The sequence below is a fragment of the Thioalkalivibrio sp. ALJ2 genome, assembly GCF_000378325.1.
Classification (GTDB): Bacteria; Pseudomonadota; Gammaproteobacteria; order Ectothiorhodospirales; family Ectothiorhodospiraceae; genus Thioalkalivibrio.
Genome location: NZ_KB899558.1, coordinates 165136 through 186883, shown reverse-complemented (window position 1 = coordinate 186883; position 21748 = coordinate 165136). Strand labels below are relative to the sequence as shown.

Below are 21748 nucleotides of genomic sequence, written 5' to 3'. Positions count from 1 at the left end.
GGGCGCATGTGACCATTTTTGTCATGTGAACTGACGCACGGTGTCACTTCTGAGGTCTTGCGTTCTGTTGTGTCGGGTGAGTAAGCGCTGGGTTTCGGTTGGGGGTGGAGATCCCGGCTCTTCGCTTCGCTGCGGCCGTGATGGCTGGGTCCGGGGTTGCGTTCGGAGATGGCCGCGGCCCCTGTGGGGCCTCGCCATGACGGGGTGGGGGCGTGGTGTTGCCCTCGGGACTGCAAACCGATTCGTAGGGTGCGTTGAGCCGGGCGAAACGCACCATCACCACGTCGGGGTTAACCCTGATGCGATTCGCTGCGCTCATCGCATCCTACGGGGGCGGTGGTGGGGTGTCGTGCCTTCGGTTGCTGGGGTCAGAGGCCGAGGACGGCGACGGCGACGCCGAAGTAGATGAGGATGCCGACGATGTCGATTACGGAGGTGATCAGCGGGGCGCTGGCCACGGCCGGGTCGATGCCGAAGCGGGTCAGGGCGAACGGCAGGAGCATGCCGAACAGCGAGCCGAAGACGATCACGAAGAACATGCCCAGGGCGATGGCGTTGGCGACCTCGACGGTGCCCAGCCAGTTGCCGGAGACCCAGATGGCGGCGGCGAGGGTAACGCCCAGCGCGGTGGCGACCAGCACTTCCTTGCCGCCGAGGCGCCACCAGTCGCGTAGCTGTATGTCGTTCACCGCGAGTGATCGCACGACCAGTGTGGCGGCCTGGGCCCCGGCGTTGCCGCCGGAGGCGATGACCATGGGCAGGAAGAAGACCAGCGCGACGACGGCTTCGATCGCGGCCTCGTAGTAGCCGATGGCGATGCCGGCGAAGATATTGACCGCGACCAGGATCAGCAGCCAGCCGATGCGCTTGCGGTAGAGCAGGCTCATGCTGGCGTCGCGCAGGGAGAGCACCATGTCGCCGACCGCCGCCATGCGGTGGAAGTCCTCGGTGGTTTCCGCGCGCAGCACGTCCATCACGTCGTCGACGGTGATGATGCCGAGCAGGTGGCCGTTGTCGTCGACCACGGGGAGGACGTCGAGGTCGTAATGCCCGATGCGGTGGGCCGCCTCTTCGCGGTCTTCCTCGGCCGCGATGCTGACGACATCGGTGTGCATGCGCTCGCGCACGCTGGTGGTGGGGCGCGACAGCAGCAGTTCCTTCAGGCGCACCCACCCCAGCAGTTCGCCCTCCGGCGTGGTCACGAAGATGGTGTTGAGGGTCTCCGCCAGTTCGTGGTGTTCGCGCAGGTGGTCCATTGCCTCGCCCACGGACCAGTCCGGCTGCACGGTGGCGTACTCGGGCGTCATCAGGCGCCCGGCGCTTTCTTCCGGGAAGCCGAGCAGAGTCTCCAGCGCCTCCTGGTCGTCGTCCGGCATGGTCTCGAGCAGGGATTCGGCGTGGTCGTCGTGCAGGCCTTCCAGGACCGAGGCGGCATCGTCGTAGGATAGCGCTGACATCAGCCGGCTGGCATGGTCTTCGTCGAGCGCGTGCAGCACGCGCGTCTGGTGGTCGGGCTCCAAGTGCGCGTAGACATCGGCGGTGCAGGACACGTCGAGACGCCGGAAGAAGTCCAGCATGCGGTCTTCCGGCAGGGCCTCCAGCGCGTCCGACAGGTCGGCGCCTGCATGGGCGTCGCAAAGCCCCTGGAGCGAGTCTTCCGTGGGCTGGTCCAGCGCGGTCTTGAGCGTCTGCGGCAGGGTCTGGATGTCGTCGTCGGTCGGGCTCATCGGTCAGTCCCCTACGGAGTCGCCAGGCCGAGCATTGCCACGGCCAGGGAGAAATAGATCATGATGCCGCCGAGGTCGGCGATCGCGGTGATCAGCGGTACGCTGGCGGTGGCCGGGTCCAGCTTCAGGCGGCTGAGGATGAACGGCAGCAGCATGCCGACCATGCTGGCGAACGCGACGATCAGCGTCATCGCGATCGCGACCAGCAGGGCGATGTCGGCCCCTCCGCGCCACAGCCCGAGTACGGATACGGCCAGACCCATGGTCACGCCGATCCCGACGGCCACGCCGAGCTCCTTGCCCCACAACCGCAGCCAGTCCTTGGACGTGACCTCGCCGGTGGCCAGGGCGCGCACCATCAGCGTGGCGCTCTGGGCGCCCGCGTTGCCGCCGGAGTCGATGATCAGCGGCAGGAAGAACACCAGCACCACCAACGCCTCAATGGCCTCCTCGTACTGCGAGATCATCAGCGCGCCGATGGTGTTGAACGCGACCAGACCGATCAGCCAGCCCACGCGCTTGCGATACAGGAGAAAGGGGCTCGCATCCTGTGGCGAGAGCGGGAGCGTTCCGACCGCGCCGATCTTGTGGAAGTCCTCGGTGGATTCGGCTTCCAGCACGTCCATCACGTCGTCGACCGTGATCACCCCCAGCAGCTCGCCGGTTTCGCCGACCACGGGCAGGGTCTCAAGGTCGTAGTGCTGGATTTTGCGGGCGGCCTCCACGGCCGACTCGGATACCCCGATGGTGATCGGATCGGATTCGCCCAGCAGTTCGCGCACCGGGCTGTCTGCCGAGGCGCGCAGGAAGTGCCGGATCGGCACTGCAGCGAGCAGCACGCGGTCCTGATCGACCACGAAGATCACGTTGTTCGAGTGTTCGTCCGCGTTGCGACGGATGAAGGCCAGTGCGCGCTTGAGCGTCCAGTCGGGATCCACCGCGACGACGTCCGGGGACATCACGCGACCGGTAGAGTCCTCCGGGTAGTTGAGCTGCTTGAGGGCGCGGCGGATGGCGCGAAACGGCAGCAACCGCAGGTAGCTACGCAGAGTCTCCGGATCCAGGGTCTGGAGCAGGCCGGTGAGGTCGTCGGCCTCCATCTCGGAGAGGATGAAGCGGGCGTCGTCCTTTGGCGAGGCCTCGAGCAGCCGGATCTGGTGCGGGGTGTCGAGGTAGGAGAAGACATCCGCCTTGCGCCCGGGCTCCAGCAGGTTGAACACCGCGCACAGGTCGTCGTCGTTCAGCTCCATCAGCGCATGCGCGATGTCCTGCACACGCGTGTAGTCGAGCAGTTCCTGGATGCCGTCGCGGTCGTCCAGACGCAGCAGCTCCTTCAGCTCGATGATGGATTGTTCCAGATGCAAATCCATGCCCTACTCCCGGCTGTCATCCGCGGGCCAGGGGGCTGAATACACAGCCTCAAAGGCGCCGCATGGATGCGGTGTCTTGGTCCGGTCGGGATCGGGCTGGGGCCCGGCCGCTCCCGGCACTCTAGTACTTAGAGGCCCAGCGGGAAGCGTCCGGTTCGGGAAGGAGGCGCTTACCGCGAGGCGCAGATAGATCGGCTGCGTGATCGGCGTTTCAAGGCGCGTTCCCGTGTGTGGAGATGCGGCTTATTCTAACGGATGTCGGGCCGCAATCAACCGCTTGGGGGCTGTTTTGAAACATTCCTCTCCCGTCAGGGGTCTGTGCAGACACCATGAACGGCCGTGGTTACGGTGGTGTGAACGCCCCTTGAGTGGGAAGTTCGGTGGCGCTTCCGGCAACCAGTGGTAATCGACAAGGAAAACCCGATGCAGGATCAGACGATGCATCCCCAGCGACCGCTCGGCAGCCCGGTGCTCGCCATGAGTGGAGTGGCCTTCGGCTACCCCGGCGAGGGTCGCGTGCTGCATGACGTGGAGCTGGCTCTGGCACCCGGCGAGCGCGTGGCGATCGTCGGCGAGAGTGGCTCCGGCAAATCCACGCTGTTGCACCTGGCGGCCGGGCTGGAGCCGGCCGACACCGGCACGGTGGAACTGGCCGGTCAGGCGCTGGCGGGGCTGGACGAGGCGGCGCGTACGCGGCTGCGCCGAGCGCAGGTTGGGATCGTGTTTCAGTCGTTTCATCTGATCCCGACGCTCACGGCGCTGGAGAACGTGATGCTGCCGCTGGAGCTGGCGACGGATCTGGATGCCGCGCAGCGCCGCGAGCGGGCGGCGGCGCAACTGGCGGCCGTAGGTCTCGCGGACAAGGGCGGGCGCGAACCGGAGCAGCTATCCGGCGGCGAGCAGCAGCGCGTGGCGATCGCACGGGCGCTGGTGCACCGGCCGGCGCTGATCCTGGCCGACGAGCCGACCGGCAACCTCGACTCGCGCACCGGCGAGGCGGTGTTCGGCCTGCTGCTGGAACAGGTGCGCGCGACCGGCTGCGCGCTGTTGCTGGTTACGCATAGCGATGACCTGGCCGGGCGTCTGGACCGGGTGCTGCGCATGCAGGACGGCCACCTGCAGGATCTCGCCGCGGAAGCCTCGGCGACGTGAGCTCGCTGCTGGTAAAGGCCTGGCTGCGCGACTGGCGCAGGCGCCCGCTGCAGCGGCTGCTGACGCTGGTGGGCGTGGTGATCGCCGTGGCCGTGGTGCTGGCGGTGGATCTGGCCAACCAGTCGGCGCAGCGCGCGTTCGACCGTTCGATGGACGAGGTGGCGGGCACGGCCACGCACCAGATTCTGGGGCCGGCCCGGGGTTTCGACGAGACACATTACCGTGATCTGCGGCTGGCCGGCTGGCGCGATACCGCGCCGATCGTGGAGGGACCCGCGCGGCTGCCGGACGGGCGCACGATCTATGTGCTGGGCGTCGATCCGCTGGCCGAGGGCCCGTTCCGCGGGGCGGCCTCGGATATCGGGGATGCCCCGGTGCAGCGGCTGGTGACCGAGCCGGGCACGATCCTGCCGCCGAGTGGCTGGTGGTTGGGCTCCGGGATGGCGCATGAGGACCGCCTGGCGCTCGAGACCGCCGCCGGGCGCTTCGAGGTCACGCTGCTCGAACGCGAGGCGGAGCGTGACGAACCGGCGGCCGAGTCAGACGACGAGGGTGGCTCGCTATGGGTCACGGATATCGCCACCGCACAGACGTTGCTCGGCCGGCCGGGACGGCTCGATCGTGTCGACGTACGCCTCGATGACGCCGACATCGGCGCCTTCGCGGAGCGATTGCCGAATGGTCTGGAACTCGTGCCAGTGGCGGCGCGCGACCAGGCCTCGCGCGAGCTGGCGCAGGCCTTCCGCATCAACCTGACGGCGATGAGCCTGCTGGCGCTGCTGATTGCAGCCTTCCTGATCTACAACACTCAGACCTTTGCGGTGCTGCGCCGACGCGAGGTGCTCGCGAGCCTGCGCCTGGTGGGGGCCGGTCGGCGGGCGCTGTTCGGCGTGGTGATGCTGGAGGCCTTGCTGGTCGGTGTGATCGGCACGCTGCTGGGGGTGCTGGTCGGGATCGGTCTGGCGCAGGTGCTGGTCGGCCAGGTCGCGCAGACGGTGACGGATCATTTCTTTGTGGTGGCGGTGACGGAGGTGACGCCGCGCCCGCTGGCGCTGCTGGCGGTGATCGCTTTGGGGGTGGGGCTGTCGCTGCTGGCGGCGCTGGCCCCGGCCTGGGAGGCGGCACGGGCGGCCAGCCCTGGCAGCTTTGGGCGCGGGCGGCTGGAGCGCTGGGCACGGCGCGGCCTGCGCGGCCTGGCCTTGGCGGCGGTCGTGCTGCTGGCGGCGGGTGGCGTGATGCTGCTGCTCGGGACCGGGGGGCTGGTGGGCAGCTTCGTCGCGCTGTTCCTGCTGATCACTGGCTTTGTGCTGCTGCTCCCGCTGGTGCTGGCCGGGGTCCTGCGCGGTCTCGCGCGGCTGGGTCGCGGGCAGACGCTCCCGCGCATCGGGGTGCGCAGTCTGGAGCGGAGCCTGTCGCGCAGCGCGCCGGCGACCTCCGCGCTGACGCTGGCCCTGGCGGCCGCGATCAGCGTGTCGGTAATGGTCGGGAGCTTTCGCGACAGCGTGGAGCAGTGGCTGGGGCAGGCGCTTACCTCGGATGTGTACGTGGTGCCGGTGGCGCCGGCCGCGGCGCGCAGTGGGGCGCGCCTCCCCGCGGACTGGGGGGAGACGCTCGCCCGGATCGCGGAGGCGGAGTCGGTCAGCACCGGCTCCAGCCAGGACACACCGAGTGACGTCGGGATGATCGATCTCTACGTGGTCGAGCCGCACCCGGTCTGGCTGGAGTACCTGCCGCTGCTGGAGGCCGAGGCCACGGGCGAAGCACTCGACCGGCGCCTGCGCGAGACCGATGCGGTGCTGGTCACCGAGCCCTTTGCGGCCCATTACGACGTGGGTGTGGGCGACCGGCTGGAGATCCGCGTGGATGAGGGGCGGCGGGTGTTCGAGGTGGCGGGCGTGTATCGCGATTACGGCAGTCCGCAGGGCACGGTGCTGATGCTGGGCGACCGGTTCTACGCGGGCACGCCCGGCGCCGAGGAGGTGGGGTCGTTTGGGCTGCGCCTGCCCGAGGGCGCGGATGCCGACGCGGTGATCGAGCGCCTGGAGACGTGGCTGGCCGAGCGCGAGATGGCGGCCATGGTCACGCGCCCCGGCGATATCGAGCAGGAGTCCATGGCGATCTTCGACCGTACCTTTGCGATCACGCATCTGCTGCGGGTGATCACGCTGCTGGTCGCGTTCATCGCGATCCTCGGGGCGCTGATGGCCCTGCAGATGGAACGCGCGCGCGAATTCGCCACGCTGCGCAGCCTGGGCCTTCTGCCCGGCGGGGTGCGCGGACTGGTGGTGTTTCAGGGCGCGGTGCTGGGCGCTTTCGCCGCGCTGGCCGCGATACCACTGGGTCTGGGCATGGGCTGGCTGCTGATCGAGGTGATCAACCGCGAGGCGTTCGGCTGGGGCATGGACCTGCGCTGGGCAGGCCGCGAGATTGCCGAGACCGTCGCCCTGGGCGTGGGGGCCGCGCTGCTGGCGGCGCTGATCCCGGCCTGGCGCATGGCACGCATGCGGCTGGTGCCCGCTTTGCGGGAGGTGCCGTGATGACCTGGTTGAAGGCTGTGGGAGCGGGCATTGTGGGAGCGGGCTTGCCCGCGAAGCCCCTGCCTGCGTCAGGCCCTGGCAAGGTCCTTTCGCGGGCAAGCCCGCTCCCACAGGCACTCTTATGCCAGGTCCTGCGCCTGTTGGTGCTGGTTGGGCTCGTGGTATTGCTGGCGGCCTGTGGCGGGTCGGAGCCGCCGGATGCGCGAGAGGCCGAGGTATCCGGATTGCGGGTGGGCGAGGCCCTGGGCGGGGAGGAGACGGAGGGGTTCCGGCGCGCGGACGTGCCGCGGGTGTTCGAGTTTCCGCGTGATCACGGGCCGCACCCGGGGTTTCGCAACGAGTGGTGGTATGTGACCGGCAATCTCGACGGGCCGGAGGGTGAGCGGCTGGGCTTTCACATCACCTTCTTCCGCGTCGGGCTGGCGCCGGAGCTGGCGGGGGATGCGCGCTGGCACGATTCGGCCTGGGCCAGCCCGGATATCTGGATGGCGCATACGGCGGTGATCGACCGCGAGGCGGGGTACCACGCCTCCGAGGAGCGCTTCGTGCGCGACGGTGCCGGGCTGGCCGGGGCCACGGAGCCGGTCGGCCGGGTCTGGGCCGAGGACTGGCAGCTGGCGGATCTGGACCGGGATCGCTGGACGCTGGACTTCAGCGTGGATGACTACCGGCTGGTGCTGGAACTGGAGCCCCTGCGCGGCCCGGTGCTCCAGGGCGAGGCGGGGCTCAGCCAGAAGGGCCCGGAGCCGGGCAATGCCTCCTATTACTACTCCATGCCCCGCCTCAAAGTGAGCGGTGAGGTCGAGCGGGCGGAGCGCGGGCCCCTGGCGGTCACCGGTCAGGCCTGGATGGACCGCGAGTGGAGCACCAGTGCGCTGTCCGAGGATCAGGTGGGCTGGGACTGGTTCGCGCTGCAGTTCGACGACGGGCTGGACGTCATGTACTACCAGCTGCGCAAGGAAGACGGCGAGCCGCACCCGCTGTCCAAGGGCCGCTGGATGCCGGCGGATGCCGACGACCGATTGCTGGAACCCGACCAGGTCGAACTGGAGCCCCGGCGCTGGGCCAGGCAACCCTCCGGCAACCGGTACCCGGTGGAATGGGCCATGCGCATCGAACCGCCGGACGGCTCGGCCCCGCGCAAGTTCACCGTGCGTGCGATCCGCGACGACCAGGAGATGGATACCGTAATCCGCTACTGGGAAGGCGCGGTGGACATCCTGGATAGCGAAGGGCAACCCGTTGGGCGCGGCTTCGTGGAGCTGACCGGCTACGACGACGAGTAGGCGGGGGGCTTGGGCGGCACATCCTGCGTTGATGCGTTTCGCGGGGCTCAACGCATCCTACGAAGGGGAGGGGATAGCTGTAGGATGTGATGAGCGAAGCGAATCGCATCATTCCGCAACAACGTTGAAGACCATGAACCCAGGGAAGGGGGCTATGGATGACGGACTATCGCCGCGTATACGTGCCCGGCGGCACGTATTTTTTTACCGTGAACGCCGCCTGGCGTCGCAACACCACCCTGCTGACCGATCATATTGATGCCCTGAGGGACGCATTTCGCGAGGTACGGCGACGGCACCCGGTCGTCATAGACGCAATGGTGGTGCTGCCCGAGCACCTGCACTGCATCTGGCGGTTGCCGGAGGGCGATACCGATTTCAGTCGGAGATGGCGACTGATCAAGGCACGCTTTTCGCGTTCGATTGCGCCGATCGAAACCCGAACATACAGCCGGGCTCGGCGAGGCGAGCGCGGCATCTGGCAGCGCCGGTTCTGGGAACGTTGCATACGTGACGAGCGGGATTGGGCGCGGCACGTCGATTACATCCATTACAACCCGGTCAGGCACGGCTGGGTTCGGGCCGTGGCGGATTGGCCATATTCCAGCTTCCACCGGTTCGTGCGGGCCGGGGTGTATCCGGCGGACTGGGGCGGGGTGCCCGAGATGGAGGATTGGCCTTTGGGGGAGAGGGATTGGAGATTCAGGGATTGATGCGATTCGCTTTGCTCATCGCATCCTACGAGGCTACCCCTGCCGCCCCTCGTAGGATGCGTTGAGCCCCGCGAAACGCATCGTTGATAAACGCAGGGTGGCCCATATGGGCCACCCTTCTTTTGGCTACCAGTCCAGTGGGTCGCTGGCGTGGTCGAGGTCGAAGTCGTCCTGCAGGTGGGCGCGCAGGGCGCGTTCTTCCATCATGCGTTCGAGGGCACGGCGGGCGGCGTGTTTGCTCGGGCCGCGGTCGTTGACGAGCGGGTTCTCGAACAGGCCGGTGAGGTCTTCGGTGCTGTCGAAACCGGTATCGAGATTGAGGTCCATGCGGGGTCTCCAGGTATGCCGGCCGGGCCACCCCGGTACTGCGGCATCAGGAAAGCCTTATATAGCGACGGCGGCCGCGCGCAAGCAGAAAATTCTTATGCCTTGTCGCGTTTCCTTATTGTCCACAGTCGGAGCATGACAGCGGCAAAAGTGCCAGGGTTTTCGAACTTGGCGACGGGTTACCGGTCCATCCCGAAGGAGACACTTGGACAGGCACCTGCGGTGCCGCCCTGCAGGGAATGGACTGGCGGTCCGGTTGGTCCCGAATGGTCGAGATGCGAGGTTGTTCATGCTGATTCGTACGCGGCGGCGTTCCGATCCCGCCCGCAGCGAAATTACCCCGAAGGCAATCTACCAGCGACGGCGGGAATTCCTGCGCGCGGGTGTCGGGATGGGTGCCGGTCTGGCCCTGGGCGGGCTGGGCATGGCGGTCCCGGCGACGGCTGCTTTGCGCGGCTTTGAGCTCGACTTCGAGCCCAGTGATTACTCCACCGACGAGTCGAAGACGCCGTACGAGGAGATCACCAGCTACAACAACTTCTTCGAGATGGGGCCGGGCAAGGGCGATCCCAAGACCTATGCCGACCAGCTGAAGACGGATCCCTGGACCATCAAGGTGGACGGGCTGTGCGACAACCCGGGTGAGTACGCGGTGGAGGACTTCATCAGTCCCTGGTCGCTGGAGGAGCGGATCTACCGCATGCGCTGCGTCGAGGGCTGGTCGATGGTGATCCCGTGGATCGGCTTCGAGCTGAACCGCATCATCGACAAGGCCGAGCCCCGGGGCGATGCCCGCTATGTGGCCTTCGAGAGTATTTACGACCCGGACAACCTGCGCGGCCAGCGCCGACGCCGCGGCAGTGGCGGGCTGCAGTGGCCCTATACCGAGGGCCTGCGCATGGACGAGGCGATGCACCCGCTGACGATCCTCGCCGTAGGGCTGTACGACGAGGTGCTGCCGAACCAGAACGGGGCGCCGATCCGTCTGGTCGTGCCCTGGAAGTATGGTTTCAAGAGCATCAAGTCCATCAAACACATCCGCTTCGTCGAGGACGAGCCGCCGACCCTGTGGAATCAGGCGCAGCCCGATGAATACGGCTTCTACAGCAATGTGAACCCGGACGTGGATCACCCGCGCTGGTCGCAGCGCACCGAGCGGCGCATTGGCGAGTTCCGCCGTCGGCGCACGGAGATGTTCAACGGGTATGGGGATGAAGTCGCCTCGATGTACGAGGGGATGGACCTGACCGAGTACTTCTGACGGGTTCGGCGTGGCGACGACTCAACGCCGCAGAGGGCAGCCCCCGCGAGGCGTCTGGACGGGCGTGCTGCTGCTCTCGCTCGTGCCCGCGGTCTGGATTGGCCTGCGCGCGCTCGGATGGTTCGGCGGGCTGGGAGCGAACCCCATCGAGAAGCTGCTGGAGCTCTCCGGCACCCACGCGATGATCGCGCTGCTGATCGCGCTGGCCGTGACCCCGCTGCGGCAGATGACGGGGCTGGCCTGGATTACCCGGCTGCGCCGGATGCTGGGGCTGGTGGCGTTCGGCTACGTAACCGCGCATGCCCTGACCTGGCTGGGGCTGGACCTGTTCTTCGACTGGGAGCTGGTGCTCTACGACCTGACCGAGCGGCCGTTCGTGATGGTCGGCTTTGCCGCCTGGGTGATCCTGCTCGCCCTGGCGGTAACCTCCACCGACGGGGCACAGCGCTGGCTCCGCAAGAAATGGGTCTGGCTGCACCGCGGGGTGTACGTGGCCGGGGTGCTGGCGATCCTGCATTTTCTCTGGCTGGCGCGGGCGGACTATGGCGAGGTCGCGCTGTACGCCGCGATCCTGGCCTTCCTGCTCGGCTGGCGGGCGGTCCATTCCTGGATCTCGGCGCGAAGGGTGCGGGCACGCAGGGCCGCCACCGCTTCCTGAGGCCCCGTCCATAAGCGTCTCCCTAGGCGCGCCGCGATGCTACACTACGCAGGATTTGCGGGCCGCGTGTCCGCCCCATTCCGACCGGAACCACATCATGCACGAGATCGAGACCCTGGAAGGCGAGTTCACGGATGCCGCCAACCATCGCTACGGCCTGCTGCTGGCGCGCTTCAACAGCCTGATCGTCGAGCGCCTGCTGGAAGGCGCGGTCGACACCCTGAAGCGCCACGGCGTGGCGGAGAAGAACCTGACCATCGCGCGCGTGCCCGGCGCCTACGAGCTGCCGCTGGCGGCGCAGGCGATGGCGCGCTCCGGCCGTTATGACGCGGTGATCGCGCTGGGCTGCGTGATCCGGGGCTCGACCCCGCATTTTGACTATGTCGCGGGCGAGGCCGCCAAGGGCCTGGCCCAGGTGCAGATGGCCGAGGACCTGCCGATCAGCTTTGGCGTGCTGACGACCGACTCCATCGAGCAGGCCATCGAACGCGCCGGCACCAAGGCCGGCAACAAGGGTGCGGATGCCGCAATGGGCGCGATCGAGATGGTCAGCCTGATGCGCAAGCTGCGCGCCGACGCCTGAACGAGTGGGTGCCGTACACGCCGTGAGTGAATCCCATAACCCTTCGCAGCCCGCAGGCAAGAACCCGCGCCAGGGCGGGCGCGGCAAGCGTCCGCACAGTACGCCCGAGCAGCGTGCCCGCCACGCACGCTCGGTTGCGCGCCGTCGTGCCATGCAGGCCCTGTATTCCTGGCAGATGACGGCGGCCGAGCCCAAGGACATCCTGGCCGAGTTTCGCGACGACGAGGAACACGCCAAGGCCGACGCCGAATACTTCCGCGAGATCCTGATCGGCGTGACCCGCAACCGCGAGGCCCTGGATGCCCGCATGGAGCCGTACCTGGGCCGTCCGCTGGACCAGCTCGATCCGGTCGAGCGGGCCCTGCTGTGGCTCGGCCAGTGGGAACTCGCCGAGCGCATCGATGTGCCCTATCGCGTGGTGATCAACGAGGCGGTGGACCTGGCCAAGCGTTTCGGCGCCGAGCAGTCGCACCGCTACATCAACGGGGTGCTGGATCGGCTCTCTGCCGACCTGCGCGGCCCCGAGCGTTCCGTTCAACGCTGATTCCGATGGGCCGCCTCTCGCCATGACCGGTCCCGACTCCGAATTCGATCTGATCCGGCGCTACTTTGCCGAACCTGCCGGGACCAGCCCGGACGTGCGCCTGGGCATTGGCGATGACGCCGCGCTGCTTGGGGTGCAGGCCGGCCACGAGCTGGTCGTCAGCGTGGATACGATGGTCGAGGGGACGCACTACTTCCCCGACCACCCGCCGGCCAGCCTGGGGCACAAGGCCCTGGCCGCCAACCTGAGCGATCTTGCTGCGATGGGGGCCGATCCGCTTGGGGCGGTCCTGTCCCTGACCCTGCCTTCCGTCGACCATGACTGGCTGGCGGCCTTCAGCCGCGGCTTTCTGGCATTGGCCGAACAGGCCTCGGTTCCGCTGGTCGGTGGCGATACGACGCGTGGCCCCGGGGCAATCAGCGTGACTGTGCTGGGTCAGGTCCCGGCCGGGCAGGCCCTGCGGCGCGCCGGTGCCCGCCCCGGTGACCGCCTGGTAGTCAGCGGCGCACTGGGCGGGGCGGCCGCGGGCCTCGCCTTTGAGAAGCAGCGCCGGGCGCAGGGCCGGCCACCGGACGAGGAGTCCCCGGACTGCGCCCGCCTGTTCTGGCCGAGTGCGCGCCTGGCACTGGGACGTGGTTTGCGCAATCGGGCGCGCGCCGTCATCGATATCTCGGACGGGCTGTTGGCGGACCTCGGCCATCTGGCCGCGGCATGCGGCTGCGGTGCCCGGGTCGACTGGTCGCAGCTGCCGGTCGATCCGTTGCTGGAAGGGCAGCCCGAGGAAATGGTTCGCGATTGTGTGCTCGCCGGTGGCGAGGACTACGAACTGCTGTTTGCCTTACCGCCCACCGAGCCGCTGGAGCTGCTGAGCCTGAGCGTGCGCACCTCGCTGACCGTGATCGGCGAGTTCACCAGCGGCAGCGATATCGAGGTGGTGGACGCCCATGGCGCGCGGCTGGACGTCGCGCGCCGGGGCCACGATCATTTCGCGGGCTAGCCAGAAACACAAAAACAAAAGAACAAAGCCAAGGGACGTCATGGCCAGGAAGAAGACCGGCGCCGGTGCGGCGCCCGCCCAAAGCGCAAAGCCGAAGATGCCGTCGGCGAAGACGGTGTTCACTGATCCGATCCACCTGCTGGCCTTCGGGTTCGGGAGTGGCCTGTCGCGCTGGGCACCGGGGACCACCGGATCGCTCGGGGCGCTGGTGCTCTACTTCGCGATCATGAACTTCCCGGAGTGGGCCTATCTGGCCGTCACCGTGCTCGTGGTGATGGCCGGGTTCCACATCTGCGGGGAGAGCGCACGCCGTCTGGGCGTGCACGACCATCCCGGGATCGTCTGGGACGAATGGGCGGGCATGCTGATTACCCTGGCGTTCGCACCTGCGGGGCTCGTCTGGATCGTGATCGGCTTCCTGCTGTTCCGGCTGTTCGACATCCTCAAGCCGTGGCCGGCCAACTACTTTGACGCCAAGTGGAAGGACGGGCACGGGATCATGATGGATGACGTGGTCGCGGGGCTCTACGCCGGGTTTGCGCTGGTGATTCTCGCGGCGCTGTTCCAGCAGTTCTTCGTGCAGTAGCCGGCTTTCGGTTGATAAAGCCCTTTGATGGGATTCGCGTTGCTCATCCCATCCTACGAGGTTGGTGGCGCGCCGTAGGATGGGATGAGCAACGCGAATCCCATCATCCCTGACTCCGGGTGAAAAGAGGCAGTTCATGGCGCCGCGCATTGGCCGCGATGAAGGTCCCGCGCCCCTCCTGTTCCGCGTCCAGACCGGCGCGTTCGGTCGACTCCTCGCCCAGAATCGTGGAAAGAAACACCTCCAGCTCACGGCCGTCCACGCGTAGCTCTCCATAGGGTCCGCCATCGGTGGCCGGATACCAGAAAAGACGCGGCTGCCAGTTGCAGCCCTGGATCTTCGGATGCTCGTAGAGCGCGATCAGGCGCTGTTCGAGGGTGTCGCTCATGGGAACCTCTGGCGGGTCAGGGGGACGAAAAACGTACACCACCCCATTTCGGCTATTGCCCGTGGTGCCGGAAAAGGCGCTACTGTAGTGCAAACCGTTCCCCGCGTCAGAGGACCCGACGTATGGCGATTGACTGGAAGCAATACGACCCCAAGCCCTTCTTTGATGAACTGATTGCCAAGCCTGGCAAGCCGCGCAAGCCGGCGAAACCCCTGACCGATTACCTCAGCAGCCTGGACGACGCCGAGATCCAGAGCCGCAAGGCCGCGGCCGACAGCGCGATCCTGGAAATGGGTATCAGCTTCACGGTCTACACCGAAGGCGAGAACATCGACCGCGCCTGGCCGTTCGACATCATCCCGCGGGTGATCACCAAAGCCGAATGGGAGCGGGTGTCGGAGGGGCTGGAGCAGCGCCTGACGGCGCTCAACATGTTCATCAACGATATCTACAACAAGCAGCAGATCTTCAAAGACAAGATCATCCCGCGCTACGTACTGAAACAGTCGAAGAACTTCCGCGAGCAGTGCGTGGGGATCACCCCACCGCACGGCGTCTGGGCGCACATCTGCGGCACCGACCTGGTACGCGACGGCAAGGGCGACTTCTACGTGCTGGAGGACAACCTGCGTGTGCCCTCTGGCGTCTCCTACATGCTGGAAAATCGGCAGGTGACCAAGCGCGTGTTCCCGGAGCTGTTCGAGAACTCGAGCATCCTCCCGGTGGACGAGTACCCGACCCAGCTGTTCGACATGCTGGCCTCGATCTCGCCCCGCCCACAGGACTACCCGGAGATCGCGGTACTGACCCCGGGGATCTACAACTCGGCCTATTTCGAGCACTCGTTCCTGGCCCAGCGCATGGGGGCCGAACTGGTCGAGGGCGCGGACCTGGTGGTCGGTGATGACGACTGCGTGTACATGCGCACCATCGACGGTCTGGAACGGGTGGACGTGATCTACCGCCGGATCGACGACGAGTTCATCGATCCGGAGGTGTTCAATCCGGACTCGATGCTCGGCGTGCCCGGCCTGATGCGCGCCTGGCGCAAGGGCAATGTCGGGCTCGCCAATGCCCCCGGGGCCGGGGTCGCCGACGACAAGGTGATGTACGCCTTTGTACCCGAGGTGATCCGCTACTACCTCGACGAGGAGCCGATCCTGCCCAATGTGCCGACCTACCTGTGCGTGGACGACAAGGACCGCGAGTACGTGCTCGATCACCTGGACGAGCTGGTGGTGAAGCCGGCCAACGAGTCCGGGGGCTACGGGATGCTGGTCGGCCCGCACGCCACCAAGAAGCAGCGCGCGGAGTTCGCCCAGCTGATCCAGAAGGACCCGCGCAACTACATCGCGCAGCCAACCCTGGACCTGTCCGTCGCGCCGACGCTGTGCGGCGACGATATTGAACCGCGCCACCTGGATCTGCGGCCGTTCATCCTGCAGGGCGTGCGCACGGACGTGACCGCGGGCGGGCTGACCCGCGTGGCGATGCGCAAGGGCTCATTGGTGGTGAATTCCTCGCAGGGCGGGGGCAGTAAAGACACCTGGATCGTGGACGAGGAGAACTAAGATGCTCTCGAGAGTCGCGGAACGCGTGTACTGGATGGCGCGTTATGTCGAGCGGGCGGAGAACACCGCGCGCATGGTCACGGCCTTCCATCTGCTGGCGCTGGACATGCCGAAGTCGGTACAGCTCTCCTGGAAGGGCCTGGTCGAGGTGACCGGGAACGACGAGCTGTTCGACAACCACTACCAGCGCGAGGACGAGCGCAATTGCGTGAAGTTCCTGCTGGCCGATGCCGACAACCCCAGCTCGGTGCTCAACTCCCTGCGCTCGGCGCGCGAGAACGTGCGGACCACCCGGGACCTGGTGCCATCCGAGGCCTGGGAGGTGATGAACGAGCTCTACCTGTTTGCGCGTGACGAGATCGACCAGGGCATCGGCAAGCGCGGTCGCTTCGAATTCCTGTCGAGCATCGTTCAGCGCTGCCAGACCCTGACCGGGCTGCTGGCGGGGACGATGAGTCACGATGCCGCCTATGACTTCATCCGCCTCGGGCGCAATCTGGAACGCGCGGACATGGGCACGCGTCAGGTGGATGTCGGCGCGCTGAAGCTCCTGAAGAAGGACCACGACGACCCGGAGCCCTACGAGGGCCTGCTGTGGACCAGCATCCTGCGTTCCGAGAGTGGCTTTCAGATGTACCGCCAGCACGTGAAGCGGCGGATCAATGGCGTGGATGTCGTGCGCTTTCTGTTGCAGGACAGCGCCTTTCCGCGTTCGGTCACCCACGCCCTGAAGCAGGTGCAGGATGCGCTGGAAAGCCTGCCGAACAACGAAGTTCCACTACGGCTGGTCATCCAGGCCCGGCGCCATGCAATGAACGCCAACGTGGACGAACTGCTGGCCGAAGACGGTCTGCACGACTTTGTCGACCGCCTGCAGCAGGACATCGCGGATATCCACGGCGCCAATGCCGAGACCTGGTTCCTGGCCGCCCCTGCACAAGCCGCGTAACCCGCCCCTCTGGGAGCTTGCTTGCAAGCGAACGCCCCTGCCAGCGTTCGGCACGGGCAGGGGCTTCGCCGGCAAGCCGGCTCCTACGGCGCCGTGGTCAGCGGCGGGGCTTTTTGGGCTTGCTGGTGCTTGCCTTGGTGGTGCCGGCCTTGCTGCCGCCGGTGGTTTTGCTGGATCCACGGCTGACCCGCGTCCCGCGCTGCTTGCGCCCGTGCGTGCCTTCCCAGTCGAAGCGGGGGAGGTCGGTAAAGGCCCGCTTGATGTTTTCGTCCCAGGCCTGAGTGAGGGAACGCAGGTATTCGTCGTCGGCCTCCATGCACAGGTAGTGGTCGAAGTCGAGGGTGCCGCGCTCGTAGACGAGGACCTCGATCGGCGGCCCGACGGTCAGGTTGGAGCGGATGGTGGAATCGATCGACACCAGCGCACAGCGGGCCGCATCGCCGAGCCCAGTGTCGTGCTCGATGATGCGATCCAGGATCGGTTTGCCGTACTTGCTCTCGCCGATCTGCAGGAACCGCGTCTGCTGCGACGTGGTGATGTAGTTGCCCTGGGGGTAGATCAGGTAGACGCCAGGGGGGGCCTCCCCGATCTGGCCGCCGATGATCATCGTTGCCTCGGCCTGCATGCCGGAACGGGACAGGGCCTCCGAGTGTTTCTCGGTCTCCTCGCGATTCAGACGCCCCAGGTACTCGGCGGCGTCCGACATGCGCTCCACGATCGCCAGGCTCTCCTCGGCGTTGTCCTCCATGTCGCGCTTGAGCCGGTGCACCACGGCCTGCGTGGTGGCCAGGTTGCCGGCGGTCAGCACGACAAACATGCGCTGACCCTCGACCTCGAAGGTGTGCATCTTGCTGTAGGTGCTGACCTGGTCGACACCGGCATTGGTACGCGAGTCGGAGGCGAACACGAGGCCGTCGTCCAGATCGATGGCGACACAGTAGGTCATGCGGGAGCGGGATTCCGGGCTGGGGAGAACGGAATACTAGGGCCGAGATGGGGGGGCGTCAACGATCGGGTATGGCGAACCTCGGGTGGTACGGTTGGTCTGAACCGACTGGATGTCGGGTGGGAAACGTGAGGGCATAACGCATGTGGCGCATGGCTTTTATTCTGATTGCGACTCTTCTCGTACCGGCGGTGGGCCACGCCGATGCCGAGTTGGCTCCCGAGGCGCTGATCGAGCGCATGCAGGAGGGTGGGCTGGTGATCTACTGGCGCCACGCGGCGACCGACCGCAGCCAGCGTGACCGCGACCTGTCGGACATGTCCCGCTGCGAGCTGCAGCGCAACCTCAATGATCAGGGCAAGGACGAGGCGCGCAAGGTAGGCGAGGGTTTCGAGCGTCACGCCATTCCGGTCGAGTCGATCCTGAGTTCGGCGTTCTGCCGCAACGTGGATAGCGCCCGGATCGCTTTTGGCGAGGGCGCCTACGAGATCCGCGAGGATCTGTTCAACGTGCCGCCGGTACGCGATCGCGGGCGTCAGGACGAGCTGGTTCGCGCCTTGCAGCGTTATCTGAATACACCCCCCGAAGATGCCGACCAGAACGTCGTAATCGTGGGGCACAATATCAACCTGCAGCGGGCGGCCCGGGTGCAGATCGACGAGGGCGAGATCGCGGTGTTCGAACCCGGAGAGGAACGCCCGCGGCTATTGGGGGTGCTGACGCCCGACGACTTCTGAGCCGGTCCGCCCGGGCGCGCCCTCGATATTTCGTCTACGCATTAAGTATTGGATAGACGAAGCATGGGGAGCAGAGGCGATGGCGAGGCGGATGTTCGGGTTCTTTGGGGCGCTGCTGATCGGCCTCGTCCCCTTGGGGCTTGGGGCTGATGAGCTGAGTGCGGAACAATTGATCGAACGCCTGCAGGGCGGCGGGCTGGTCGTCTTCTGGCGCCATGCGGAGACCGACCGCTCGCACGATGACTACGACATCAGCGACATGGATGACTGCGCGGGGCAGCGCAATCTCAGCACCCTTGGGCGCAATCACTCGCGGCGGGTGGGTGACGGCTTCCGCGCGCTGGAGATCCCGGTCGAGCAAGTGTTGACCAGTCCCTTCTGCCGAAACTGGGAGACCGCCTCGCTGGCCTTCGAGGAATACGAGATCCGCTATGACCTCTTCAATCTCCCATGGGTGCGGGACGAGGAGCGCCGTGCCCATCTGATCGATGGCCTTGCGCGCCACCTCCATACGCCCCCGGAGGATCCGTCTTCCAACATCGTGGTCGTGGGCCACGACCTGAACCTGCGCCAGGCGGTGGATCTGGAAATCCAGGAGGCCGAACTGGCGATCTTCGTGCCCGCACACGACGGCCCCAAGCTCCTCGGGGTGCTCGCCCCGAGTGACTTCCCCGAGCCCGATGCCGACCGTATCGCACCCGTCCCCGGGACTCCCGAACGCGAGGCATCCGATCCGCGCTAGGGCGGTCCCCGGGTACAATGGCCGTTTTGGGGAGAATCCGCATGCGTCCTTGCAGGGGTGTTGGTCTGGTAGGGCTGTTGCTCGGGTTATGGATCGCGGGTCCGGCATTCGCGGCCTGCCCGGAGGGCAGTGCCCATGAGGGCGAGGCTCTCGCAGCCGCCTGGCTGGATCGGGAGCCCGTAGCTCGGGTCCAACCGGAGGACATGGCCGATGCCCTGTGCATTCAGGGCGCCTTCGTGGCGGATCTGGATGCGGCGGTGGGGCCGCATGTGGGGTGGAAGGTCGGTCTGACCTCCGAGAGCATGCAAGAGCGCTTCGGCGCCGATGCCCCGGTGGCGGGCCCCATGCTGGTCGGGATGATCTGGCCGTCGGAGGTTCCGGTCGAACGGGATTTCGGCGCGCGCCCCATGGTCGAGGCCGATCTGGCCGTGCGCGTGGCGGACCCGGCCATCATGCAGGCATCGGACCATGCCGAGGTGCTCGCGGCCATCGACTGGGTGCTGCCATTCATTGAGCTCGTGGATCTGATGGTCGCGGACCCCTCCACCCTGGATGCCCGGAGCATTACCGCGATCAACGTGGGCGCTCGGGGAGGTGTCCTGGGCGAGCCGTTGCCCGTGAACCCGGAGATGGGTGAGACGCTGGCCGCGATGACGGTGGTCATCGAGAACGAGGATGGCGAGGTGCTGGGCGAGTATCCGGGTAGCGCCATCCTCGGACACCCACTGGACGCCGTACTCTGGCTGGTGGATGAACTGGCGGCCCGCGGCGAGACCCTCGAGGCCGGCGAACTGCTGAGCCTGGGGAGTTTCGGGCCCTTGTTTTCGGTGGATGAACACGACGCCTTCCGGGTGCGTTACGAGGGGCTGGTTCCGGGCCAGGCCCCGGAAGTCGAAGTGCGGTTCGAGTAAAAACGGGCCCGATCAAAAAAGGGGCCCGCGCTGGGCGGGCCCTTGTCGAGCAAGGTCGGTGGCTTAGTAGAGGAAGTCCGGCAGGTGACTGCGCAGGGCGGCCGGGTCCTGGATCTTGGAGACGTTCTTGGCAATCTGGGCGGTTACGATCTGCGCGACCTGCGGGTCCAGCAGTTCGCGCAGGGCCCCCAGGAATTGTGGCGCGGCAAGGATGACCAGCCGCTGATAGCTGCCGCTGTGATAGCCCCCCCTGAGACGGTCGGCGACTTCGCGGGCGAAACGGTTGCGTTCATTGACACTTGGGTCGGTGGTCTCCTGCATGGCGTGGCGGCCGTCACCTCCGGCGCTGCTCCAGCTGCGGCCGGGGCGGTCGGTGACCAGCTCCCGGGGATGTACGCGGGACTCGGTGTGCGTCAGGGTCTCGATTTCGTGCAGACCCTGGCAGGCACGACCTTCACAACTGAGGATGCGCGCGCGGGCGGCATCGGCCACAACGATCCATACGGTATCCATACAGTGCCTCCTGTTGGACAGGCGTGAATGCCCCGAAGGGCGAAATGAACGCGCGATCCACGAGCGGGCCCGGTACTGCGATCGGGTCCGCGCGGGATGTTGCATCCTTTCTTCTTGAGTGTAGATCGTTGTGGCTGAGTTTCCTGGTTCCAGGGGCATCGAATCGGCCCCTTTGATCTGTGTCACAGGACGTACAAATAAAGGAGGCGGGAGTGAATTTCACGGTGGAACGTGGCACGGGCCTTGAGCCGCACCTGGAGGCCATCGCGCGCCTGCGTATCGAGGTCTTTCGCGAGTGGCCCTACCTGTACGAAGGCTCCGTCGAGTACGAGCGGGACTACCTGGCCGACTATGTCCGCTGTCCGCAAAGCGCGGTGGTGCTCGCCTGGGATAGAGGAGAACTCGTGGGGGCGTCGACCTCGCTGCCGCTGGCGGCGGCCGACGCCGATTTTCAGGCCCCTTTCGCTCAGAACGGACTGGACCCCGAGCGGTATTTCTATCTCGCGGAGTCGGTCCTGCAGCGGCCTTATCGGGGACAGGGGGCCGGCCATCGCTTCTTTGATGCCCGCGAGGCCGCAGCGCGCGAGTCGGGCTATACGCAGGCGACCTTCTGTGCCGTCATCCGTCCGGACAAACATCCGGCACGCCCGGCGGACTATCGCCCGCTGGACGGTTTCTGGCGCAAGCGCGGCTACGAGCCCGCCGACGGGCTCGTGTGCCACTACCACTGGCCGGATCTGGGCGAGGACGGGGAGACCTGGAAGCCGCTCCAGTTCTGGTGGCGGTCACTGTAAGCAAGTCCTCGGGACGCCTGCCCCGCAGGCCTTACTTCGAGTCTTCGTCCCGGTTCAGCAGATCGGCGAGCCCGGCAAAGGGGTTATGGGTCGCCGTGGTTTCGGCGCTCTTGCCGCTCCCTGGGGTCGCGTCGGTATAGCGCTGGTGTTCGTTGTCGTGGCAGTACAGGCACAGCAGCTCCCAGTTGCTGCCATCGGGGGGGTTGTTGTCGTGGTTGTGGTCGCGGTGGTGCACCGTCAGTTCCTGCAGGTTGGCGCGCGTGAACTCGCGCCCGCAGCGCCCGCAGACCCACGGGTACATCTTCAGCGCCTGTTCGCGATAGCCCCGCTCGCGTTCGGTCCTGGATTGATGGCTTTGCGCGACCAGCGCGTCCAGCCGTTCGGAAGACCCCTTGCCCTTTTGTCCCATCGTGCCTCCGGCCGCTTTGTCAGCCACAGCGTAGCGGTATCCCACGA

At 66.7% G+C, this 21748-nt stretch carries 23 protein-coding genes; 16 read left to right on the top strand and 7 right to left on the bottom strand.

Going from position 1 to position 21748, the window contains the following annotated elements; genetic code table 11:
- Positions 1 to 368: 368 nt before the first annotated feature.
- Positions 369 to 1727 (bottom strand): magnesium transporter, encoded by a 1359-nt coding sequence (gene mgtE / locus F468_RS0111315; protein WP_018648972.1) that lies wholly within the window; start codon positions 1725 to 1727, stop codon positions 369 to 371.
- A gap of 11 nt (positions 1728 to 1738) precedes the next feature.
- Positions 1739 to 3097 (bottom strand): magnesium transporter, encoded by a 1359-nt coding sequence (gene mgtE / locus F468_RS0111310; protein ID WP_018995206.1) that lies wholly within the window; start codon positions 3095 to 3097, stop codon positions 1739 to 1741.
- Between the two features lie 423 nt (positions 3098 to 3520).
- On the opposite strand from mgtE (F468_RS0111310), the gene F468_RS0111305 reads away from it, so the two are divergent.
- From F468_RS0111305 to F468_RS0111290, 4 genes are all read left to right on the top strand, one after another.
- Positions 3521 to 4249, top strand: coding sequence for an ABC transporter ATP-binding protein (locus F468_RS0111305; RefSeq protein WP_018137926.1), 729 nt, complete (start codon positions 3521 to 3523; stop codon positions 4247 to 4249).
- Positions 4246 to 6786, top strand: coding sequence for an FtsX-like permease family protein (locus F468_RS0111300; protein ID WP_018995205.1), 2541 nt, complete (start codon positions 4246 to 4248; stop codon positions 6784 to 6786). Before F468_RS0111305 ends, F468_RS0111300 begins: the two co-directional genes overlap by 4 nt.
- 140 nt (positions 6787 to 6926) lie before the next feature.
- Positions 6927 to 8072 carry a lipocalin-like domain-containing protein gene (locus tag F468_RS0111295; RefSeq protein ID WP_018995204.1) on the top strand — a complete coding sequence of 382 codons (1146 nt, stop codon included), beginning with the start codon at positions 6927 to 6929 and terminating at the stop codon, positions 8070 to 8072.
- Positions 8073 to 8230: 158 nt separating this feature from the next.
- Positions 8231 to 8785 (top strand): transposase, encoded by a 555-nt coding sequence (locus F468_RS0111290; RefSeq protein ID WP_018995203.1) that lies wholly within the window; start codon positions 8231 to 8233, stop codon positions 8783 to 8785.
- A gap of 126 nt (positions 8786 to 8911) precedes the next feature.
- Here the strand turns inward: F468_RS0111290 and F468_RS0111285 are convergent, their stop codons facing one another.
- Entirely contained in the window at positions 8912 to 9112 is a 201-nt protein-coding gene (locus F468_RS0111285; protein ID WP_012983058.1) for a PA3496 family putative envelope integrity protein, read from the bottom strand.
- Positions 9113 to 9401: 289 nt separating this feature from the next.
- On the opposite strand from F468_RS0111285, the gene msrP reads away from it, so the two are divergent.
- The 6 genes from msrP to F468_RS0111255 all read left to right on the top strand — a co-directional run bounded on the left by msrP (position 9402) and on the right by F468_RS0111255 (position 13741).
- A complete protein-coding gene (gene msrP, locus F468_RS0111280) occupies positions 9402 to 10373 on the top strand; it encodes a protein-methionine-sulfoxide reductase catalytic subunit MsrP (RefSeq protein ID WP_018995202.1) in 972 nt (323 codons plus the stop codon).
- A 64-nt stretch (positions 10374 to 10437) separates the two neighbouring features.
- Positions 10438 to 11031, top strand: coding sequence for a sulfite oxidase heme-binding subunit YedZ (locus F468_RS0111275; protein ID WP_018174812.1), 594 nt, complete (start codon positions 10438 to 10440; stop codon positions 11029 to 11031).
- Between the two features lie 97 nt (positions 11032 to 11128).
- Positions 11129 to 11614: a 6,7-dimethyl-8-ribityllumazine synthase gene (gene ribE / locus F468_RS0111270; protein ID WP_018995201.1), complete on the top strand. Its 486-nt coding sequence runs from the start codon at positions 11129 to 11131 to the stop codon at positions 11612 to 11614.
- Positions 11615 to 11636: 22 nt separating this feature from the next.
- Complete coding sequence (nusB, locus tag F468_RS0111265; RefSeq protein ID WP_018995200.1) at positions 11637 to 12158, top strand: transcription antitermination factor NusB; 522 nt, start codon at positions 11637 to 11639, stop codon at positions 12156 to 12158.
- Between the two features lie 22 nt (positions 12159 to 12180).
- The gene (gene thiL, locus F468_RS0111260) at positions 12181 to 13155 is read left to right on the top strand and encodes a thiamine-phosphate kinase (RefSeq protein ID WP_012983053.1); all 975 of its coding nucleotides are present in this window, start codon (positions 12181 to 12183) and stop codon (positions 13153 to 13155) included.
- A 40-nt stretch (positions 13156 to 13195) separates the two neighbouring features.
- Positions 13196 to 13741, top strand: a complete 546-nt coding sequence (locus tag F468_RS0111255; RefSeq protein ID WP_012983052.1) for a phosphatidylglycerophosphatase A — start codon at positions 13196 to 13198, stop codon at positions 13739 to 13741.
- Positions 13742 to 13844: 103 nt separating this feature from the next.
- Here the strand turns inward: F468_RS0111255 and F468_RS0111250 are convergent, their stop codons facing one another.
- On the bottom strand, positions 13845 to 14129 hold the full coding sequence (locus F468_RS0111250; RefSeq protein ID WP_018995199.1) for a hypothetical protein: 285 nt from the start codon (positions 14127 to 14129) through the stop codon (positions 13845 to 13847).
- A 122-nt stretch (positions 14130 to 14251) separates the two neighbouring features.
- Between F468_RS0111250 and F468_RS0111245 the strand changes: the two genes are divergently transcribed.
- Complete coding sequence (locus F468_RS0111245) at positions 14252 to 15700, top strand: circularly permuted type 2 ATP-grasp protein (protein WP_012983050.1); 1449 nt, start codon at positions 14252 to 14254, stop codon at positions 15698 to 15700.
- A gap of 1 nt (position 15701) precedes the next feature.
- On the top strand, positions 15702 to 16649 hold the full coding sequence (locus F468_RS0111240; protein ID WP_018137847.1) for an alpha-E domain-containing protein: 948 nt from the start codon (positions 15702 to 15704) through the stop codon (positions 16647 to 16649).
- A gap of 97 nt (positions 16650 to 16746) precedes the next feature.
- Here F468_RS0111240 and F468_RS0111235 read toward each other — a convergent pair whose 3' ends face one another.
- Positions 16747 to 17595: a proteasome-type protease gene (locus F468_RS0111235; RefSeq protein WP_018995198.1), complete on the bottom strand. Its 849-nt coding sequence runs from the start codon at positions 17593 to 17595 to the stop codon at positions 16747 to 16749.
- 143 nt (positions 17596 to 17738) lie between these two features.
- On the opposite strand from F468_RS0111235, the gene F468_RS0111230 reads away from it, so the two are divergent.
- From F468_RS0111230 to F468_RS0111220, 3 genes are all read left to right on the top strand, one after another.
- Positions 17739 to 18332, top strand: a complete 594-nt coding sequence (locus F468_RS0111230; RefSeq protein ID WP_018137849.1) for a histidine phosphatase family protein — start codon at positions 17739 to 17741, stop codon at positions 18330 to 18332.
- A 91-nt stretch (positions 18333 to 18423) separates the two neighbouring features.
- The gene (locus tag F468_RS0111225; RefSeq protein WP_018995197.1) at positions 18424 to 19074 is read left to right on the top strand and encodes a histidine phosphatase family protein; all 651 of its coding nucleotides are present in this window, start codon (positions 18424 to 18426) and stop codon (positions 19072 to 19074) included.
- 203 nt (positions 19075 to 19277) lie between these two features.
- Entirely contained in the window at positions 19278 to 19985 is a 708-nt protein-coding gene (locus tag F468_RS0111220; protein WP_018995196.1) for a 2-keto-4-pentenoate hydratase, read from the top strand.
- A 63-nt stretch (positions 19986 to 20048) separates the two neighbouring features.
- On the opposite strand, the gene F468_RS0111215 is transcribed toward F468_RS0111220, so the two are convergent.
- On the bottom strand, positions 20049 to 20498 hold the full coding sequence (locus F468_RS0111215; protein WP_018995195.1) for a host attachment protein: 450 nt from the start codon (positions 20496 to 20498) through the stop codon (positions 20049 to 20051).
- 212 nt (positions 20499 to 20710) lie between these two features.
- Between F468_RS0111215 and F468_RS0111210 the strand changes: the two genes are divergently transcribed.
- Positions 20711 to 21292: a GNAT family N-acetyltransferase gene (locus F468_RS0111210; protein ID WP_018994189.1), complete on the top strand. Its 582-nt coding sequence runs from the start codon at positions 20711 to 20713 to the stop codon at positions 21290 to 21292.
- Positions 21293 to 21323: 31 nt separating this feature from the next.
- On the opposite strand, the gene F468_RS0111205 is transcribed toward F468_RS0111210, so the two are convergent.
- Entirely contained in the window at positions 21324 to 21701 is a 378-nt protein-coding gene (locus F468_RS0111205) for a YajD family HNH nuclease (RefSeq protein ID WP_018994188.1), read from the bottom strand.
- Positions 21702 to 21748 lie beyond the last annotated feature (47 nt).

Coding starts and splice junctions, on each gene's coding strand:
- mgtE (WP_018648972.1), bottom strand. CDS start 1,727: ATGAGCCCGACCGACGACGACATCCAGACCCTGCCGCAGACGCTCAAG.
- mgtE (WP_018995206.1), bottom strand. CDS start 3,097: ATGGATTTGCATCTGGAACAATCCATCATCGAGCTGAAGGAGCTGCTG.
- F468_RS0111305 (WP_018137926.1), top strand. CDS start 3,521: ATGCAGGATCAGACGATGCATCCCCAGCGACCGCTCGGCAGCCCGGTG.
- F468_RS0111290 (WP_018995203.1), top strand. CDS start 8,231: ATGACGGACTATCGCCGCGTATACGTGCCCGGCGGCACGTATTTTTTT.
- F468_RS0111285 (WP_012983058.1), bottom strand. CDS start 9,112: ATGGACCTCAATCTCGATACCGGTTTCGACAGCACCGAAGACCTCACC.
- msrP (WP_018995202.1), top strand. CDS start 9,402: ATGCTGATTCGTACGCGGCGGCGTTCCGATCCCGCCCGCAGCGAAATT.
- ribE (WP_018995201.1), top strand. CDS start 11,129: ATGCACGAGATCGAGACCCTGGAAGGCGAGTTCACGGATGCCGCCAAC.
- thiL (WP_012983053.1), top strand. CDS start 12,181: ATGACCGGTCCCGACTCCGAATTCGATCTGATCCGGCGCTACTTTGCC.
- F468_RS0111255 (WP_012983052.1), top strand. CDS start 13,196: ATGGCCAGGAAGAAGACCGGCGCCGGTGCGGCGCCCGCCCAAAGCGCA.
- F468_RS0111250 (WP_018995199.1), bottom strand. CDS start 14,129: ATGAGCGACACCCTCGAACAGCGCCTGATCGCGCTCTACGAGCATCCG.
- F468_RS0111245 (WP_012983050.1), top strand. CDS start 14,252: ATGGCGATTGACTGGAAGCAATACGACCCCAAGCCCTTCTTTGATGAA.
- F468_RS0111240 (WP_018137847.1), top strand. CDS start 15,702: ATGCTCTCGAGAGTCGCGGAACGCGTGTACTGGATGGCGCGTTATGTC.
- F468_RS0111235 (WP_018995198.1), bottom strand. CDS start 17,595: ATGACCTACTGTGTCGCCATCGATCTGGACGACGGCCTCGTGTTCGCC.
- F468_RS0111230 (WP_018137849.1), top strand. CDS start 17,739: ATGTGGCGCATGGCTTTTATTCTGATTGCGACTCTTCTCGTACCGGCG.
- F468_RS0111225 (WP_018995197.1), top strand. CDS start 18,424: ATGTTCGGGTTCTTTGGGGCGCTGCTGATCGGCCTCGTCCCCTTGGGG.
- F468_RS0111220 (WP_018995196.1), top strand. CDS start 19,278: ATGGCCGATGCCCTGTGCATTCAGGGCGCCTTCGTGGCGGATCTGGAT.
- F468_RS0111215 (WP_018995195.1), bottom strand. CDS start 20,498: ATGGATACCGTATGGATCGTTGTGGCCGATGCCGCCCGCGCGCGCATC.
- F468_RS0111205 (WP_018994188.1), bottom strand. CDS start 21,701: ATGGGACAAAAGGGCAAGGGGTCTTCCGAACGGCTGGACGCGCTGGTC.